Below are 16,733 nucleotides of genomic sequence, written 5' to 3' on the forward strand. Positions count from 1 at the left end.
AGACGGCGAGGTCTCCGCAGAACGGAACTGTGCCGCCGTTGCGTCCGCCATTGTCACGTTTCGTCCCCAATACCTGTCGGGATGTCCCCGATCTTGAAGGGAAGGCTAGGATTGGTGCGACGCACTGTCAACGAGCATTCTTACTATGTATAAAAGTATCGGCCATTTCGCAGTTGCAGCATAGAAGTTTCTTACATCGTGATACTGAGCCATTGCAGGCGCTTGTACGTCTGCGTAAGCTGAGCCCCGCCGCATCAGCCCGGTTCGACAGGCCCGCCTCCGTTTCATGCGCAATCATGCCACCAGCCTCGAGCAGGATATCGTGCCGGACGAAGAGGGGCGGCGCGGCGAATCTCTCATCGAGGTGCGAGGCACCAGGCTCGTCGGCAAGGCGCTGAACCTGCTCGACCTGATCGCCTCTGCGCCTGGCGAGCACCGCGCGCAGACCCTGGCCGATGAGTTGGGCCTTCCGCGCAGCACTGTCTATCGCATCATCAATACGCTGCAGCAGCGTGGGCTGGTGCGCATCGACGCCAGCGGGCAGGGATATTTCCCGGGCTTCAAGTTTCTCGAATACGCTCAGGCTGTCTGGCCGATCCCGGATCTGCCGATGCTCGCCATGACGGAACTCCGCTGGCTTCACGAGCTCAGCGGTGAAACCGTTTATTTCGCCGCGCCCGGCGGTGCAGACATGATCATCATCCAGAAGATCCTAAGCCTTTATCCGATCAGCACGGGCGCGCCATTGGGGAGCCTGCGGCCGCTTTACTGCTCGGGAATGGGCAAGGCGCACCTGGCGGCGCTGGCGCCGGACGAGCGGGAGGCCCTGATTGGCCGCATGAGCTTCGAGCGCGTCACGGATCGGACGATCACGGACCCGGCCCAGCTTCGCTCGCAGCTCGATGTGTTCCAACTGCGCGGCTACGCCATCGACGACGAAGAGTTCATGGAGGGTATTCGCTGCGTCAGTGCCTCCGTGCCCGGCGAGAGCGGCGTGCCGCTCGGTGCATTCACCGTGTCGGGCCCCTGTTATCGGATGACGCTGGAGCGGGTTAATCAGCTCGGACCTGAGGTCGCGGCCGCGGCCAGGCGCCTTGGCGAGGTCGTGAAGCGGCACGGAGGTATGCGCCCACGAGCCCGGCCCGATATCGCGCAGGTGCCACTGGCCTACAACGGGCGCTCATTCCTGGGAAAGTCGCCGAGTTGGGACGGGGCGACGAACTCGCTGCTTTGGTTGGACGCACTGGCGCCCGCCATCATGCGCTCTCGCGTCGAGGAACCTGCGGCGCCACCCCGGTCCGAGGTGATGGCCCAATTCACCTCGCCGGTGCTGGCCCTGAGCTCGATCGGCGAGGGGCGTTGGTTCGTGGCGACGGAAAAGGGCGCGATGGCCGTCGACCGGGACGCGCGCCTGACCGATCTGAGCCCGGCGCTTTCGCTGGAATTGCTTCCCCGCATCACCTGCGCTTGCCACGGGCCGGACGGACAAATCTGGCTCGGGGTTGGAGAAACGCCGAGTCCGCAAAGCCGCCCCGGGCTCTATCGCCTGATTGACGGGACCCCCGTACTTGAAGTGGAACTGCCGGCCACACCCACCGACATGCTGATCGACGCGCCTGGGCGCCATCTCTACGTCGCGCTCAGGGAGGCCGGCGATATCATCCGCTTCCCGATCAGGACGGGCAACAGACTCGGGAGCCTGGGGCTGGTCGCACGCGTCGATGCCCTGCACGGGCGCCCCATGGCCCTGACCCTGGAAGAGCCGGATTACCTGTGGGTCGCGCTATGGGACGGCTGGAGCCTGGCACGCCTGCAGCGCGACGGTTCCGACATGCGGCTTTTATCCTTGCCTGTGCCGCGTCCGACCGGGCTGACCTTCGGGGGGAGGGGCGGGGACCTGCTTTACGTTACAAGCGGCCGGATCGGATTGACACCGCAGCAGATTGCCGAGGCTCCGGCATCCGGGAGCGTCTTTGCCCTCGACGGGCGGCTTCGAGCCGCCTTGCTGCGCTGAGCCGGAGAAGCATCGGAGCACCCACCTACAAAAGAAGAGCCGGGAGAAGACGCATGGAACAGCAAGAGCCGACCGTCACTCGCAACCTGCTGATCACGGGCGGCGCCGGCAATATTGGGCGAAAACTGCGCCAGGAACTCGGCAGCCGCTTCGCCCGCATCCGCATTCTGGACACTGTCGCCCCGGCCAGCCTCGCGGCCAACGAGGAAGCCGTGCAGGTCGATATCGCCGACATCGGCGCCGTCGAGCGGGCGATGATGGGCATGGACGGGGTGATCCACATGGCGGGCGTCGTGCGCGAAGCGCCGTTCGAGTCCATTTTGCAAACAAATGTCGTCGGCACCTGGAACGTCTATGAAGCGGCACGACGTCAAGGCGTAGGCCGCGTCGTATTCGGCTCGAGCAACCACGCCGTCGGCTTCTATCCCAGGCATCAGCGTATCGACGAGACGGTCCTGCCGCGACCAGACGGACGCTACGGGCTCAGCAAGTGCTGGGGGGAGGCAGTGGGCGCCCTCTATGCCGACAAGTACGGTATCCGCAGCATGCATGTGCGGATCGGCAATGCCGCCGACATTCCCGCCAGCGCCCGTACGCTCAAGATCTGGATCAGTGGGCGCGATCTTGCCCAGCTCTGCCTGATCGGGCTGGAGCATCCCGACATCCACAACACTATTGTCTACGGTGTCTCCGACAATGCCGGCGGATGGTACGACAATGCGGTCGCATATGGGCTGGGCTACCGGCCCAAGGACCGTGCCGACGACTATGCCGAGGAGGCCATGGCTGGGGAAGCCGAGCTGACCCATGAGCCGCCTGCGCTGTATTTTCAAGGTGGCGGCTTCTGCTCGCTTGAATATGCCGGTGCACCGGTTCCTCCACCCGCAGCGGGTGTCTGAGGCGCCGCGCCCATTTGACCGCGATCATTCCAACTCCCCCCGTGCAGCCGAGGCCCCCGATGCGCATCACCGATGTCCGTGTCACTCCGATCGCCTTCCGCGACCCGCCGCTCCTCAACGTCAACGGCGTGCACGAGCCCTGGGCCCTGCGCAGCATCATCGAGGTTGAAACCGCGGAGGGCCATGTTGGGCTCGGGGAGAGCTATGGCGATCTGGAGACGCTGGCCAATCTCGACAAGGCGAAGGCGGGGCTAATCGGTCTCGACCCGTTTGACCTGAACGGCTTGATGCAGGTCGTCTACGCTGCGGTGGGCGATAATCCCGACCCCGGCCAAACCTTTGCACCCGCAGGCGACAAGGCCCGCGCCTCGGCGCTCTCCGCATTCGAAGTCGCCTTCCTCGATCTGCAGGGCCAACTCACCGGCCGGCCGCTCTACGATCTCCTCGGTGGCAAGCTCCGTGACCGCGTGCCCTACAGCGCCTATCTCTTCTACAAGTTCGAACGGCACAAGGATGATCCCGGCTATCCTGCCGATGATTGGGGCGAGGCGCTCAGCCATGAACAAATGGTCGAGCAGGCGCGCCGGATGGTGGCGGAATTTGGCTTCGGCTCGATCAAGCTCAAGGCTGGCGTGTTCGAGCCCGATTTCGAGATCGAGACGCTCCGGCACCTGCGCAAGGCGTTTCCGGACCACCCGCTGCGGATCGACCCCAATGGCGGCTGGTCGGTCGAGACGACGCGGCGGGTGATGCCGCAGCTGGAGGGGCTGCTCGAATATCTCGAAGACCCGACAAGGACGCTCACCGAGATGGGGCAGGTCGCGACATTCGCGCCGATGCCGCTCGCCACCAACATGGTCACGATCGCCTTCGGGCATATTCCAGAAACGATTCGCCTGAATGCCGTTCAGGTCGTTCTGTCCGACCACCATTATTGGGGCGGCCTGCGCGCCACCCAGCATCTCGCCCATCTCGGCCGCGTCTTCGGCTTCGGGATCTCGATGCACTCGAATTCTCATGTGGGCATCAGCCTGGCGGCGATGACCCATGTTGGCGCTACGATTCCGAACCTCGCCTATGCTTGCGACACACACTATCCGTGGCAGGTCGAGGAGGTGATTGAGGGCGGTAAGCTCCGGATCGAGAACGGCTCGCTTGCGCCGCCGGATGGACCCGGGCTCGGCGTGCGGCTGGACCGTACGGCGCTGAGGCGCCTGCACCAGCAATATCTCGATTGCGGCATCCGGGTGCGCGACGACACCAAGGAGATGCGCAAATACCAGCCGGACTTCAATTCGGCGCGCCCGCGGTTCTGAAGTTGGCTCTCGGGTTCTCACGGGCGCTCAAGCCCGCAAGAGGCTTTGAATTGCTACCCGCTCTCCCTTACTGCGAGGCTTAGAATGATCAGAGGAGTTGGAGCGAGCCTGCGGCTGTTTTACCGCGCTCGGTCTTCAAATCGAACGCTACCTTCTGCCCTTCGGTCAGAGTCATCATGCCAGCCTCTTTCACGGCCGTGATATGTACAAACACGTCCTTGCCGCCATCCGCAGGCTGAATGAACCCGAAACCCTTCTCAATATTGAACCATTTCACGTTTCCGGTCGCCATAGTCGCATCCCCCGAAGGTTGCATCTTTTGAGCCGCCGGAGGCGCGTATCCGAAGACCCGCCGGGAAATAATTGCCCGAAAACACAAGGTTGTCGAGGTCAAACATGAAGCATGACGGCTGGCGATTACCGTCGGCCCGACAACGCAACTGTGGATTGCTATAGAATGACGATGTAACGACAATATAAATTTCCGCTAATCGCGTATCGATAACACGCTGCCTCGCCGCGCCCCTTCGCAACGGCAATTGACATGCCGGAGGCCGAGAAAGCGTTGAGGCCGATCTTGCCGCGTGTCGTCGCGCACGGCATCGGCGATCTTCTGCGCCCCACGATCCTAACGGTGTAGGCAGCGCCGCAATCAACTGCTGGCCTGCCACTGAGTCATATGCAGTTTCTGTCTAGTTTCGCCAATCTGCAACCGATCATCGGCGGAGAACTCGGCAAGGTGTAGCGCGCCCGGCGTCAGCTCAGCCGGGCCAAGCTGCCTCGAATCGGGAGCGTTGAGGTTGTTTCCTAGGCGCGATCGAGACACACTATCCGCGAAGACGGCAGGGAATCGGCCTTAGGAAACCATTTGGAGGGATGGCTCGGCATTATTCAACATGTAGCCGCGTCCCCAAACAGTCTCGATGTAGTTCGCTCCGCCGGATGCATCTGCAATTTTCCGTCTCACCTTGCAGATGAAGACGTCCACGATCTTGAGCTCAGGTTCGTCCATCCCACCGTAAAGGTGATTGAGGATCATTTCCTTTGAAAGAGTGAACCCGCGGCGGCTCGCCAAGAACGCAACGATCTCATATTCCTTGCCAGTCAAACGAACGGGCTTTCCGGCGACGTCAACCGTTTTTGAATCCAGATCGATGCATAGGTCTCCGACCCGGACCGTGCGGTTCTCGGTCCCGTTGCAGCGACGCACCAAAGTCCGCAGGCGTGCAAGAAATTCGTCTCGGTGGAATGGCTTTGTCAGGTAGTCATCCGCCCCTGCAATCAGCGAACGGACCTTCTGTTGAACCTCATTGATACCCGAGAGGATCATCAACGGCGTGTTGATGGAGGATGCTCGGAGTTTCGTGAGTACCTGAATTCCTGGCATGTCTGGTAAACCGAGATCCAGAATTATAAGGTCAAACGGCGCCGCCTGAGCGAGCGCGAAGCCATCGGCTCCATAGGCTGTCTTGGTGACTTCAATGTTCTCCAGCTTGAGAAACATCTCGATGCTCTGCGCGATCGATGCGTCGTCCTCAATTAATAAAACGCGCATGGTAAACTCCGATTCGCAGCGGATAATTTGGCGAGGATGGCCGAAGTATGGTTAATGATTCAAGATTTTTTCGAGGGTAGTTTCAAAATCCGTGTCGTATTCGCGAAAATCTGCAGGTATTCGTGGAGGGCTTGGATCAGTTGACGCGCCGAGGGCGCGCTTTGAAATCGGCGATTAAATCCGCCAGCTCCGTCAAGCGACGCAGTTCCAGGCCGTTATCTGAAGCCTCGGTGCGGATTGCAAAGATCGCTTCGCCAGTAGCGCGGACCAACGGAGCGAATTCGGGCAGCATAAAACTTATTAGCATCGTCTTGAGCGTCTCTTCTGCGTCGCCGTAACGACTGAGATACAGCCGTACACCCTCAGTGGTCTCTTCTATTGAGGCGCCAAGCAGTTGCCCATAGGCATCCGCCGCTGCCCAAATAGCAGCGTGGAATGCTAATTTGTTCTCGACCATGCGGTCAGCGCCGCCACCAAGTTTGGCGCTAATCGAAGCTGCCGTGGTGATCATGTCGAGGAATTCTTCGAGGCGAACAGCGACCATGCCTGCCTTAGAAGTTCGCGGCTTTCGGGAGAACATGTTGAACACAGGTACTTCTGTCGCAGACGGCTAAGAAATCATAGATTCTGCATCTTCGCTAACACACCGTCTCGAATTGCCGCTTGTGCTTTGTAGTCATTGATTTGTTATTGCGAGCCAGTTGCTACAAAAAGGCGATAATGGCACGCCAAAACCCACCGAGCGAAGCAATAAGTCAGAGGGCAAACCCAAGGTTAAAGCAACCTGAGAGGCGTCGGACAAATCCGCTACCAACGCCCAGATATGCGTCAGAAAAAATGACTGATACGGACGCTTTGCAAAAGGTGAAGGGTGCTTTACGCTTTGTTGGGCTGTCTCAATAAAGCAATAGGAACAAAAATGGCGAATGGAACGGTCAAGTGGTACAATGAAACCAAAGGTTATGGATTCATCGCTCCAGACACAGGTGGTAAGGACGTTTTCGTCCATGCGACTGCCTTGGAGCGCGCTGGTCTTCGGGGTTTAGCCGAAGGTCAGAAGGTCGCCTATGATTTGGAGGCCGACCGTCGCAGTGGCAAAGAGTCTGCAGCTAATCTTAAAGTTTGAAAATTAAAAGCCGCCCGATGTTTTCCGCCGAGCGGCTTTTGATTGATGACACATTCCGATTCAACGCCTGTCAGGCAGCCCGTGAGCGCTTCCGCCTTTGCTGAGCAAGCCCCATCTTCTTGGCAAGGTGCGATCGAGCCTCGGCGTACCTGCGAAGCATCTGGACCGGCGACAGGGATAACCGTAGACAATGGTAATCCCTGCAAGCCCAATTCGGGCAATGAAAGTATCGAGCGACATCAAAAGCAATGAAGCCGCCCAAGAAGCCTTTCACCGTTGAATTTAAACAAGCGCGCCGCGTCCAAAGAAAGCCGCACCCATCTATTTGGGGTACCCTAGATCTGAAGGTCTCCGCGAACGAACAAGAGCCCGGATCGCAGCAGATCGATCCGCAGCGATTACCGAAGCCGGTCACCCCGGACTCGCCTGAACCTGCGAAGGCTCAGCGGATCCTGCCCGCGCTCGCAAAAGCTCCCGCCCCGGAACTGATGGAAATGCCGTCGATCGAGAGATCGACACCGAAGCGTGACGATCCAGAAGATTTCGTTCAGGCTCCTGAGGCATCGAACGCGCTCACCGCGGACCCAGGGGGAGTATCGTCCGAAGTTCCAAAGGTGCGCCGGCGCTACGGGAATAGCGGGGCTCTGCCTGCTGGGGAGCGTTGGAAGCGGCGGCTACCGCCAATCTTGCGACAGACTAAGTCTGTCACTTGAATGGATCTTGGTCAGCGTCACGGGCAACTCCGGGGCATCCCAGGCAGTTCACAGCCAACGGCGCCGTTCTCTTACAGGCAAATTCCAACTCAACGATCTTATTGTGGGCGTCCGCCACCGCCGCCGAGCGGCCAAGGAGACGCGAAGTGGCAGGCCACCAGATGCCCTTCGCCGACCGGTCGCGCCTCTGGCACCTCCGTCCTGCAGCGGGGTTGCGCAATCGGGCAGCGCGGATGGAAGCGACATCCCTTGGGGATCGCGGCGGGACTCGGTGGATCGCCCGGCAGCAGGATCCGGTCCCGGACCTTTGCCGGGTGCGAAATCGGCACGGCCGAGAGGAGGGCGTGGCTATAGGGGTGCTGGGGGGCCGAGAAGAAGGTGCTCTTCGGCGCGATCTCGACGATCTGCCCAAGATACATCACGGCTACGCGGCTCGCCATGTGCTTCACGCTCGCCATGTCATGCGAGATGAAGAGATAGGCGGTGCCTTGCTCGTCCTGGAGATCCTGCAGCAGGTTGATGACCTGCGAACGCACGGAGACGTCGAGAGCGGAGACAGGTTCATCGGCGACGATGAGCTTCGGCCGCATCGCGAAGGCGCGGATGATGCCCAGGCGCTGGCGTTGCCCGCCGGAAAACTGGCGGGGCCATTGGCCGATATGGCGGGCACTGAGGCCGACGGCTTCAAGCAATCGCACCGCAGCGCTGGTTCGCTCGCCCCGCTGCGAAACGAGGCCATGCACTGCCAGCGGTTCCGTCACGATCGATCCCGCCCGCATGCGTGGGTCCAGTGAAGAGAACGGATCCTGGAAGATGAACTGCAAATCGCGGCGGATAGCTTTCATGCGGGGCTGCGACAAGCCGGCGATGTCCTGCCCCTCGAACAGGATGCGCCCGCCGGTAGGATCGGTCAGGCGTAGGACAAGCCGCGCCAGCGTGGATTTTCCGCAGCCGGATTCGCCCACAAGGGCCAGCGTCTCGCCGGGATGGAGATCAAGGGACACCCCGTCGACGGCTCGAATGCCGCCAGGAGCCCGGCCGAAGGTCTTCTGCAAGTCCTCGAGCCGCAGGAGAGGTTCGCTCATGGTGCCGCGCCCGCGCTCATCGCTGCCGCTTGTGGCGTCTCTTGCGGCCGGTTCTGCCGCGCCCAGCACGCGGCGAGGTGACCATCCTCGATTTGCTCCAGCGGCGGCACCAATCTGGCACAGGGGGCAAAGCGCTCGGGGCAGCGGGGGTGGAAGGCGCAACCCGTCGGCATCTCCGTCAGATGCGGCACGGCGCCGCCGACCGTCGGCAACCGCCGCACGGACGGTGTCTCCAGCGAGGGCGTCGCAGCCAACAGACCGACCGAATAGGGGTGGCTCGGCGCGTCGAACAGGCGAAGGGCCGTCGCCTCCTCGACGACCCGGCCGCCATACATCACCGCGACACGGTCGGTCAGTTCGGCCACCACGCCGAAATCATGGGTGATGATGACCACGGCAAGATCCAGTTCCTGGCGCAGCCGTCGCAGCAGGTCGAGCACTTGCGCCTGGATGGTGACGTCCAGCGCGGTCGTCGGCTCGTCGGCGATCAGGACCTGCGGATCGCAGGAGAGTGCCATCGCGATCATGACGCGCTGGCGCATGCCACCGGACAATTCGTGCGGATAGGCGGCGGCGCGCTTGTCGGGCGCAGGAATGCCGACGAGGCTCAGAAGCTCGATGCTGCGGGCGCGTGCAACTGCGCGGGAGAGACCGAGATGCCGCCGCAGCGGCCCGCCGATCTGCTCGCCCACGGTCATGATCGGGTTGAGCGCCGTCATCGGCTCCTGGAAGATCATGCCGATGCGGCGACCGCGGATCGCATCGAGTGACTGGCGCGGCAGGGCCAGGAGATCCTGCCCATCGAACATGACGCGGCCGGCCGTGACGGTGGCGGCTTCCGGCAGCAGGCCAAGCGCTGCCAGCGCGGTCAGGCTCTTGCCGGAGCCGGATTCACCGACGAGGCCGAGGCACTCGCCAGCATGAAGGTCTAGATCGACGCCGCGGAGCGCCTGAACCGGGCCATTCTTCGCGTTGAACGAGACCTGGAGGTCGCGGATGGAGAGCAGCGGCGTCATCGCCCGGTCACCCGGTCGGGATCGAGGCGGTCGCGCAAGCGGTCTCCGAGGATGTTGAAGGCCAGGACCGTCAGCGTGATCGCGAGCCCCGCAAATATGGCCGGTAGTGGCGAGCCGAAGATGTCGGCGACGCCCTCGCGCACCATGTTTCCCCAGGATGGGGCCGGAGCCTGAGCGCCGAGGCCAATGAAGCTGAGCGATGCCTCAAGGCGGATCGCAGACCCGATCCAGATCGTCAGCATGACGATCAGAGGGCCGGCAATGTTGGGCAGGACATGCATCCCGATGGTGCTGAACTTGCCGCGCCCCATCGCGATCGATGCGTCGACATAGGCCTCGCGCTTGACCGACAGCGCCGAGGCCCGGGAGAGGCGGATGAATGACGGCACCAGGGCCGCCGCGATGGCGATCGAGAGGTTCTGCACGCCGGGGCCGAGCAAGGCCACGATCAGCACGCCGAGCAGAAGCGGATCGAACGACATCATCATGTCGGTGAGGCGGGTGACGATCGCCTCGGCCCAGCCGCCGAAGAAGGCCGACCCCGTGCCCAGGCTGATGCCGACAAGGGCGGCCAGCATCGGCGCGGCCACCCCGATCGTAATCGACAGGCGCGCTCCCTCGATCAGGCGAGAGAAGATATCGCGGCCATATTCGTCGGCACCCAGCCAATGCGCGGCGGAGAGACCCTGATCGGCCGCGGCGAAGTCCTGCAGCAGCGGGTCATGCGTCTGGAGCCAGGGGGCGAACACGACGACGACCAGGAGCAGGAGCAGGATGGCGGCGGCGATGGCCAGGAAGACGCGATCGAGCATGTCAGGCTCCCTTCACGCGGGGGTCGATGACCACGTAGAGCAGGTCGGTTGCAAGGTTCACCAGCACGACGAGGACCGAGAGAAGCACGAGGCCTCCCTGGATCAGGCTGTAGTCGCGGGCGGTCACCGCGCCGACGAGCAGTTGCCCGACGCCCGGCCGGTTGAAGACGAGTTCGATCGCAATGGTGCCGCCGAGCGTGGCGACGATCATGAGTGAGAGCTGCGTCGTGATCGGGATCAGCGCGTTGCGCACGATGTGCTTCCAGACCACGACCCGCTCCGGCGTGCCGAGCGCGCGAGCCGTGCGGACATAGTCGCGGCCCGAGACGTCGAGGACGGCCGTGCGGGTGAGGCGCATCAGGCCGCAGCCCTTCAGCAGTCCGAGCGTCATCGCGGGAAGGACGAGGTAGCGCAGGTCGAAGGGCGTGTCGCCACCGCCGAGCAGCGGAAACCAGCCGAGCTTCAGCCCGAACACGATGAGCAGGATGAGGCCGAGATAGAAATCCGGAAGGGCCGAGCCGAACAGCGAGACGAGCCGGCTCGAATGATCGACGCCGCCACTCGGGCGCATCGCCGAGGCGACGCCCACGGGCACGCCGATCAGGATGCCGACCACGGTCGAGGCGAGCGTCAGCATGATCGTATAGGGCAGGTGCCGCAGCATCGTCGCAGTGACGTCGACCCCGTTGACGAGCGAGCGGCCGAGATCGAGATGCAGGAGCCCCCAGAGGAAGCGGCCGTATTGGACGAGGAGCGGCTGGTCGAGCCCGAGTGTCCTGCGGACATTCTCGATCGTCTGGGCATTGGCGCGGTCGCCGAGCATGGCGATGACGGGATCGCCCGGCAGGAGCCGCATGGCGAAGAAGACGAAGGAGAAGACCAGGAAGGCGGTCAGAATTGCATCGGCCAGTCGCTTGAGAACGAACCGCCCCATCGTCTCGCAAACCTTTCAGGGCATGGCCGGCGGCATGAAGCCACCGGCGCCTGGCGCTCGATCATCGGACCGGATGTCGTATCCGCCCAGTGATCCAACCTCTTGTGTTTGCATCGGCTGTCCCGAAAACCGCTCTCCAGGTTTCAGGCCGATGCCCTAGCGGGCTACGCGCCGCGCCGTGGCGTATTCGTATTGGCCAAAGCCGCTGAGCGGCTTGTAGCCGAGGTCGACATGGCCCTGGATCGCGCTGACCAGGGGTTGGGTCTGCAGCGGCAGCACCGGCATGTCGCGCAGGATCTGGAGTTGGGCCTCCTTGAGCAGCGCCAGCTGCCGGTCGACATCGGTCGACCCGACGGCCTCGTCGACGAGCTTGTCGACGCTGCCGCCGATCTCGCCGTAATGCGAGAAATTGCGCAACGATGCCGGCTTGCCGACCGCCGCGGCCGAATGCAGGAACTCGTTGATCACGGCGGGCGCCGTCGGCGCGATCGCCGTCGACAGCATGTCGATCGTGCCTTCGTCCTTTCGGATGGCGGCGTGATAGCTCGCATGGTCCATGATCTTGAGCTTCACGTCGATGCCGACCTTGCGCAGCATGTCCTGCACCATCAGCATGTTCTGCTTGTAGTCGGAGCGCTCGCTCGACAAGGCCTCGATGCTGAAGCCGTTGGGGTGGCCGGCCTCCGCCAGCAGGGCCTTGGCCTTGATCGGATCGTAATCGTAGCGAAGCTCGGCGGGGATATCGGCTGTCTTCAGGGCGCCGTAGAACTCTTCCGGGACGATCGTGGGCAGCGGGCCGTGGACCACGCCGAACACGGATTTCCAGACCTTGCGATCGACTGCATAGGCGATGGCCTGGCGCACGCGCACGTCGTCGAGCGGCTTGATCTTCATGTTGAAGTGGAGGAATTGCAGGCTCCCGGGCTGCATGATGCTGATCTGGGCATCGCTCCGGGCCTTCTGGATCTGATCAACCCAACGCGGTTCGCGCGGGCCGCTGGTCTGGTCGATCTCCTTGCCGATGAAAGCGATTGTCGCGGCATTGTCGGCCGGGATGTAGCGGAAGCGCAGGGTCGCGGTCGGCGGTGCGCCGCGGAAATAATCCTTGTTCGCCTTGAGGACGATCGATTCCTGAGGCCGGTACTCGGCGAATTCGAACGGCCCGCTGCCGATCGGCGCGCGGCCGAATTCGGCTCCAAGCTTTTCGACGGCTTTGCGCGGCACGATGTAGCGGCCGAAACCGGGCGTCAGGGCCGAGGCGTGAAAGAACGAGTTCGGTGCCTTGAGGACGAAACGGACCGTGAGGGGATCGACGACCTCGATTGTGTCGATGTCCTTGAAGCTGGCGCCGTGCACGCCGCCGAGCTTGGGGTCGAGTTGGCGTTCATAGGAGAACTTCACGTCATCGGCAGAGACCTCGCCATAGCCCTGGTGCCATTTCACGCCGGGCTTGAGATAGAAGGTCCAGACCTTCTTGTCGGGCGAGACCTCCCATCGTTCCGCGAGCTCCGGCTGAAGCGCCGCCAGCTCGATGTCCATGGTGCCGCGCTTGGTATTGACCAGCGAGTTGAAGACCTGGAGCACGATCGTCTCGTCGTCGCCCGTCTTGGTCAGGGCGGGGTCGATCGAACCGAGGTCACGCGCCTGGAGCCGCAGCGTTAGCGTGTCGCTCGCGCCCTGCGCGAAGGACACGCTGCTGGACGATATTGCGCCGAGGCCGGCCATGCTCAGGGCGCTCGCGACGACTGAGCGTCGTGTGATGCGTGTCATGATTTCCTCCTGTGGGAATGGCGGGCTCTTTCGGCCGCGCTCATTCGAAGACGCTGTGGCTGACCTTGTGCTTCTCGATGAAATCCCAGTCATAGGTGACGCCGAGGCCTGGGCCGTCGGGCACGACGAAGCAGCCGTCTGAGGCGACCGCGTCGAGCTTGTCGGAATATCCGTCGGTATAGAACGTGCCGACAGCCTGGCCGCGCGACGGCCCGACCATGGCCAATTCATAGAAGTTCGTGTTTCGGATGGCGGCCATGGCGTGGCGATGTGCCGGACCATTGCCGTGGAGCTCGACATCGAGGCCCAGCGCCTCGGCGAAATGGGCGATCTTCATCGTGCCGGTGATGCCGATATCGAGATCGGGATCGGCCCGCACGAAGTCGGTGCCGTCGGCGAGAGTGAGTGTCGCCATGGCTTCCAGCCCGCGCACGTGCTCGCCAAGCAGGATCGGCGTCTTGATCAGTTCGCGCAGGCGACGATGGGCGTGGGCAGCAAGCCCGCCGTCACTATAGGGATCCTCGTACCAGAAGAAGCCGGCCTCATCGCAGGCACGGCCACAGGCGAGGGCGTCGGCGAAGGTCTTCAGGTGACAGGCTGAATCGTGCATCAGCTTCATGCGCCCGCCGACGCGCCGACCGAGAAGCCGGATCGCGGCGGCATCACGCCGCCAACCGCCATCGGTCCAGCCGTGCATCTTGAAGGCGCGATACCCCAGGCCGTGGCATTCCTCGGCGAATTCGGCGAAGGCCTCGGGCGTGGCCAGACCACCGCCATCGCCACCAAACCAGGTCGATGCGTAAGCCGGCAGGCGCTTGCCGCGATGGCCGCCGAGCAGATCGCTGACCGAATGGCCGGTGCGCTTGCCGGCGAGGTCCCAGAGGGCGTTGTCGATCTGGCAGCCGCCGATCCGGTCTTCCTTGCGCAACCAGCGGCGAATGTCTTCGTAGATCGTCTCACGGGCATAGCAGTCCCGCCCGATGATCCATTTGGCGATGAAATGGGTCTGCGGGGCGGTGTCCGTACGCCCGCCGACATATTCGCCGCGCGCGCCGTCCTGGGTTTCGATGCGGACCGCGATGCGTTTGCGTGTCGTTCGCACGCCTGGCATGTCGATGCCGCTCGGGCTGACATCGAAGGCGACGTTCTCCATGTCCTGCGCGAACAGAATGACGTCGATCCGGCGGATCCGCGTGGCCGCCGAACCGAGGACGTCGCGGGCGGCGCTTGCCGTGTCTTCTACGCTCAGCATGGCGCCCTCACTCGATCACGACATGCGATTTGGCATTGCGGGTGATGTAGTCCCAGTCGTAGCTCACCCCCAGACCGGGCCCTCCGGGCACCGGAAAGCATCCATCAGCACCGACGCTGTCGAGATCGTCGGAATAGCCGCAGGTGTAGACCGGCGCATTGAAATTGCCTCGGGACGGCCCGACCATCGACAGTTCGTAGAAATTGGTGTTGCGGATCGCCGCCATGCAGTGCCGGTGGGCGGGTCCTGGCGCATGCAACTCGACATCGAGGCCGAGCGCCTCGGCAAAATGCGCGATCTTCATCGTTCCGGTGATACCGATGTCGAAATCGGGGTCGGCGCGCACGAAATCGGTGCCGTCGGCGATTGTCAGCGTCGCCATGGATTCCAACCCCCGCACATGCTCTCCGAGCAGGAGAGGCGTCTTCAGCATCTCGCGCAGCCGCCGGTGGGCGTGGGCGGCAAGACCACCGTCGCTATAGGGATCCTCGTACCAGAAGAAATTGGCGTCATCGCAGGCCCGGCCGACTTCGAGCGCGTCGGCAAAGCTGCGCAGATGGCAGGCAGCGTCATGCATCAGCGCCATCCTGTCGCCGATGCGCTGGCCAAGCAGACGCACGGCCGCGGCATCGCGCGTCGGGCTGCCGTCGGTCCAGCCATGCATTTTGAATCCGCGGTAGCCGAGCTCGTAACATTCCTCGGCGAAGTCGGCGAAGGCTTCGGGCGTCGTGAGGCCGCCACCCTCGCCGCCGAACCAGGTCGAGGCGTAGGCGGGGAGGCGGGTCTTGCCGCCGCCGAGCATTTGGCTGACCGACAGGCCCAGTCGATGGCCCGCCAGATCCCACATCGCGATGTCGATCACGCCAGCGCCCATGCGGTCTTCCTTGCGGAGCTGGCGGCGGACACGCTCATAGGCCCGTTCGCGGGCGAAGACGTCGAGGCCGAGCACAGCGCGGGCGCAGGCCGCGGCCTGGGCCAGCGAGTTCGCCTGGCCGCCGACATAGGCGCCCCGCGCGCCGTCCCGCGTTTCCATTCGCACTGCGAGGCGAGTGCGCGCGGACTTCGCGCCGGTCACGTCGATGCCGCCGGGTCCGACTCCGACCATCGGATAACTGAATATCCAAATTTCGACACGGACGATTTCGCTCGCGCGAGGACCTGGTTCGGCTCCGTCTTGCGTCTTGTCCAGTAGCCGCACGTCCATGGTGCTCGCTTCCAATCCCTTGGCACGGCCGGTTGTGACCCAGGGTCCGGGTCGCGAGGCCCAGGCTGGCTGGACATCTTCGGCTTCGTCAGATTATATAATATCTATAACTTCGCAGAAGGCGGCGAATGTCAAGACGTCCGAATGAGGCTGATTGCGTCGCACGGGTTGCATCAACCCGCATTGCGTTTCACGAACGGGCGGCGATCAGGCGGGCGGTGGAATCGACGATGAGAGCGCCGAGATGACGGACGCACCGGCCCCCGCCAGCCGAATCGTGCCCTTCATGCAGGCGACGACGTATCAGCGGCTGCGCGAGGCCATCCGCGCCGACATCGTTGCCGGGACCTTCGCGCCGTCTGAACATTTGAAAATGGCGGCGCTGGTGCAGCGCTACGGGACGAGCCCCGCGCCGATCCGCGAGGCGCTTGGGCAGCTCGAAGGCGAGGGCTGGATTGAAATTCTACCGAACCGGGGCGCGCGGGTTCGTTCGATCGAACGGGCCTTCATCCGCGAATTATTCGAGATCCGCCTTGCTCTTGAACCGCCTCTGGCCGGCTACAGCGCGGCGGTTGCAACCGTTAGCGACATCAACGCACTCTGGGCTATCCATAAGGATTATGCCGCCGCGATCGGCCAGGGCAATTCGGCGGCGATCTCTTCGACCAATGGCGCTTTCCACACCAGCATCCTGTCGATCCGCCCGAACCGATCCGCGCTGGTTCTGCTCGATCAGCACAATGCATTCGTTGGAGCGACGCGACGCCGCTTCGGCTTCCCCGACCACCGCCTTGCCGCAATGGTGCCCGAGCACGAGGCGATCATCGAGGCCTGCGCGCGCAACGATGCGACTGCCGTGCGTCGGCTGATGCGTGCGCATATTCAACGCTCGATCGACGAGTTGATCCCGCGGCTGCCGGGCAACGACCCGGATCATCTCGAGAGTTGAACAGTTCTGACAGGTGCGAGCGGTGGCTTTTACTATCAACCGACCGTGCTGAGTGGGGTTCCGGTGGATGCAGCCATTTGAAACGACG

At 63.0% G+C, this 16,733-nt stretch carries 16 protein-coding genes; 5 read left to right on the top strand and 11 right to left on the bottom strand.

Annotation, left to right across the window (positions count from 1 at the left end; translation table 11 throughout):
• Positions 1-286: 286 nt before the first annotated feature.
• The 3 genes from AB4118_RS27010 to AB4118_RS27020 are packed head-to-tail and all read left to right on the top strand — an operon-like array spanning position 287 to position 4,229.
• Positions 287-2,014 carry an IclR family transcriptional regulator domain-containing protein gene (locus AB4118_RS27010; protein ID WP_441492630.1) on the top strand — a complete coding sequence of 576 codons (1,728 nt, stop codon included), beginning with the start codon at positions 287-289 and terminating at the stop codon, positions 2,012-2,014.
• A 53-nt stretch (positions 2,015-2,067) separates the two neighbouring features.
• Positions 2,068-2,913: an NAD-dependent epimerase/dehydratase family protein gene (locus AB4118_RS27015; protein WP_441492631.1), complete on the top strand. Its 846-nt coding sequence runs from the start codon at positions 2,068-2,070 to the stop codon at positions 2,911-2,913.
• 59 nt (positions 2,914-2,972) lie between these two features.
• Positions 2,973-4,229, top strand: a complete 1,257-nt coding sequence (locus AB4118_RS27020) for a glucarate dehydratase family protein (protein WP_441492632.1) — start codon at positions 2,973-2,975, stop codon at positions 4,227-4,229.
• Between the two features lie 88 nt (positions 4,230-4,317).
• Here the strand turns inward: AB4118_RS27020 and AB4118_RS27025 are convergent, their stop codons facing one another.
• The 4 genes from AB4118_RS27025 to AB4118_RS27040 form a co-directional block, all read right to left on the bottom strand.
• Positions 4,318-4,521 (bottom strand): cold-shock protein, encoded by a 204-nt coding sequence (locus AB4118_RS27025; RefSeq protein ID WP_441492633.1) that lies wholly within the window; start codon positions 4,519-4,521, stop codon positions 4,318-4,320.
• Between the two features lie 564 nt (positions 4,522-5,085).
• Positions 5,086-5,784, bottom strand: coding sequence for a response regulator transcription factor (locus tag AB4118_RS27030; RefSeq protein ID WP_441492634.1), 699 nt, complete (start codon positions 5,782-5,784; stop codon positions 5,086-5,088).
• A 136-nt stretch (positions 5,785-5,920) separates the two neighbouring features.
• Positions 5,921-6,373 (bottom strand): hypothetical protein, encoded by a 453-nt coding sequence (locus tag AB4118_RS27035; protein WP_441492635.1) that lies wholly within the window; start codon positions 6,371-6,373, stop codon positions 5,921-5,923.
• A gap of 87 nt (positions 6,374-6,460) precedes the next feature.
• Positions 6,461-6,793 (bottom strand): hypothetical protein, encoded by a 333-nt coding sequence (locus AB4118_RS27040; RefSeq protein ID WP_441492673.1) that lies wholly within the window; start codon positions 6,791-6,793, stop codon positions 6,461-6,463.
• Between AB4118_RS27040 and AB4118_RS27045 the strand changes: the two genes are divergently transcribed.
• Positions 6,704-6,910 (top strand): cold-shock protein, encoded by a 207-nt coding sequence (locus AB4118_RS27045; protein ID WP_441492668.1) that lies wholly within the window; start codon positions 6,704-6,706, stop codon positions 6,908-6,910. The two genes, AB4118_RS27040 and AB4118_RS27045, sit on opposite strands and share 90 nt — an antisense overlap.
• A gap of 811 nt (positions 6,911-7,721) precedes the next feature.
• Here AB4118_RS27045 and AB4118_RS27050 read toward each other — a convergent pair.
• The 7 genes from AB4118_RS27050 to AB4118_RS27080 form a co-directional block, all read right to left on the bottom strand.
• Positions 7,722-8,708 carry an ABC transporter ATP-binding protein gene (locus AB4118_RS27050; RefSeq protein ID WP_441492636.1) on the bottom strand — a complete coding sequence of 329 codons (987 nt, stop codon included), beginning with the start codon at positions 8,706-8,708 and terminating at the stop codon, positions 7,722-7,724.
• The gene (locus AB4118_RS27055) at positions 8,705-9,724 is read right to left on the bottom strand and encodes an ABC transporter ATP-binding protein (protein ID WP_441492637.1); all 1,020 of its coding nucleotides are present in this window, start codon (positions 9,722-9,724) and stop codon (positions 8,705-8,707) included. Before AB4118_RS27055 ends, AB4118_RS27050 begins: the two co-directional genes overlap by 4 nt.
• Positions 9,721-10,536, bottom strand: a complete 816-nt coding sequence (locus AB4118_RS27060; RefSeq protein ID WP_441492638.1) for an ABC transporter permease — start codon at positions 10,534-10,536, stop codon at positions 9,721-9,723. The genes AB4118_RS27055 and AB4118_RS27060 overlap by 4 nt, the downstream gene beginning before the upstream one ends.
• Before the next feature lies 1 nt (position 10,537).
• Positions 10,538-11,470, bottom strand: coding sequence for an ABC transporter permease (locus tag AB4118_RS27065; RefSeq protein ID WP_441492639.1), 933 nt, complete (start codon positions 11,468-11,470; stop codon positions 10,538-10,540).
• 156 nt (positions 11,471-11,626) lie between these two features.
• Positions 11,627-13,240 (bottom strand): ABC transporter substrate-binding protein, encoded by a 1,614-nt coding sequence (locus AB4118_RS27070; RefSeq protein ID WP_441492640.1) that lies wholly within the window; start codon positions 13,238-13,240, stop codon positions 11,627-11,629.
• Between the two features lie 40 nt (positions 13,241-13,280).
• Entirely contained in the window at positions 13,281-14,492 is a 1,212-nt protein-coding gene (locus AB4118_RS27075) for an enolase C-terminal domain-like protein (protein WP_441492641.1), read from the bottom strand.
• 7 nt (positions 14,493-14,499) lie between these two features.
• A complete protein-coding gene (locus tag AB4118_RS27080; RefSeq protein ID WP_441480557.1) occupies positions 14,500-15,597 on the bottom strand; it encodes an enolase C-terminal domain-like protein in 1,098 nt (365 codons plus the stop codon).
• A gap of 343 nt (positions 15,598-15,940) precedes the next feature.
• Between AB4118_RS27080 and AB4118_RS27085 the strand changes: the two genes are divergently transcribed.
• A complete protein-coding gene (locus tag AB4118_RS27085) occupies positions 15,941-16,645 on the top strand; it encodes a GntR family transcriptional regulator (protein WP_441492642.1) in 705 nt (234 codons plus the stop codon).
• The last annotated feature ends 88 nt before the right edge of the window (positions 16,646-16,733 follow it).

Origin of the sequence: Allobosea sp. 2RAB26, assembly GCF_052115465.1 — a bacterium.
GTDB lineage: Bacteria > Pseudomonadota > Alphaproteobacteria > Rhizobiales > Beijerinckiaceae > Allobosea.

What these genes read in the sequence shown, in the direction of transcription:
- AB4118_RS27015 (WP_441492631.1), top strand. Translation starts at nt 2,068, where the DNA reads ATGGAACAGCAAGAGCCGACCGTCACTCGCAACCTGCTGATCACGGGC.
- AB4118_RS27025 (WP_441492633.1), bottom strand. Translation starts at nt 4,521, where the DNA reads ATGGCGACCGGAAACGTGAAATGGTTCAATATTGAGAAGGGTTTCGGG.
- AB4118_RS27055 (WP_441492637.1), bottom strand. Translation starts at nt 9,724, where the DNA reads ATGACGCCGCTGCTCTCCATCCGCGACCTCCAGGTCTCGTTCAACGCG.
- AB4118_RS27075 (WP_441492641.1), bottom strand. Translation starts at nt 14,492, where the DNA reads ATGCTGAGCGTAGAAGACACGGCAAGCGCCGCCCGCGACGTCCTCGGT.
- AB4118_RS27030 (WP_441492634.1), bottom strand. Translation starts at nt 5,784, where the DNA reads ATGCGCGTTTTATTAATTGAGGACGACGCATCGATCGCGCAGAGCATC.
- AB4118_RS27070 (WP_441492640.1), bottom strand. Translation starts at nt 13,240, where the DNA reads ATGACACGCATCACACGACGCTCAGTCGTCGCGAGCGCCCTGAGCATG.
- AB4118_RS27045 (WP_441492668.1), top strand. Translation starts at nt 6,704, where the DNA reads ATGGCGAATGGAACGGTCAAGTGGTACAATGAAACCAAAGGTTATGGA.
- AB4118_RS27060 (WP_441492638.1), bottom strand. Translation starts at nt 10,536, where the DNA reads ATGCTCGATCGCGTCTTCCTGGCCATCGCCGCCGCCATCCTGCTCCTG.
- AB4118_RS27065 (WP_441492639.1), bottom strand. Translation starts at nt 11,470, where the DNA reads ATGGGGCGGTTCGTTCTCAAGCGACTGGCCGATGCAATTCTGACCGCC.
- AB4118_RS27085 (WP_441492642.1), top strand. Translation starts at nt 15,941, where the DNA reads ATGACGGACGCACCGGCCCCCGCCAGCCGAATCGTGCCCTTCATGCAG.
- AB4118_RS27020 (WP_441492632.1), top strand. Translation starts at nt 2,973, where the DNA reads ATGCGCATCACCGATGTCCGTGTCACTCCGATCGCCTTCCGCGACCCG.
- AB4118_RS27050 (WP_441492636.1), bottom strand. Translation starts at nt 8,708, where the DNA reads ATGAGCGAACCTCTCCTGCGGCTCGAGGACTTGCAGAAGACCTTCGGC.
- AB4118_RS27080 (WP_441480557.1), bottom strand. Translation starts at nt 15,597, where the DNA reads ATGGTCGGAGTCGGACCCGGCGGCATCGACGTGACCGGCGCGAAGTCC.
- AB4118_RS27010 (WP_441492630.1), top strand. Translation starts at nt 287, where the DNA reads ATGCGCAATCATGCCACCAGCCTCGAGCAGGATATCGTGCCGGACGAA.
- AB4118_RS27040 (WP_441492673.1), bottom strand. Translation starts at nt 6,793, where the DNA reads ATGGACGAAAACGTCCTTACCACCTGTGTCTGGAGCGATGAATCCATA.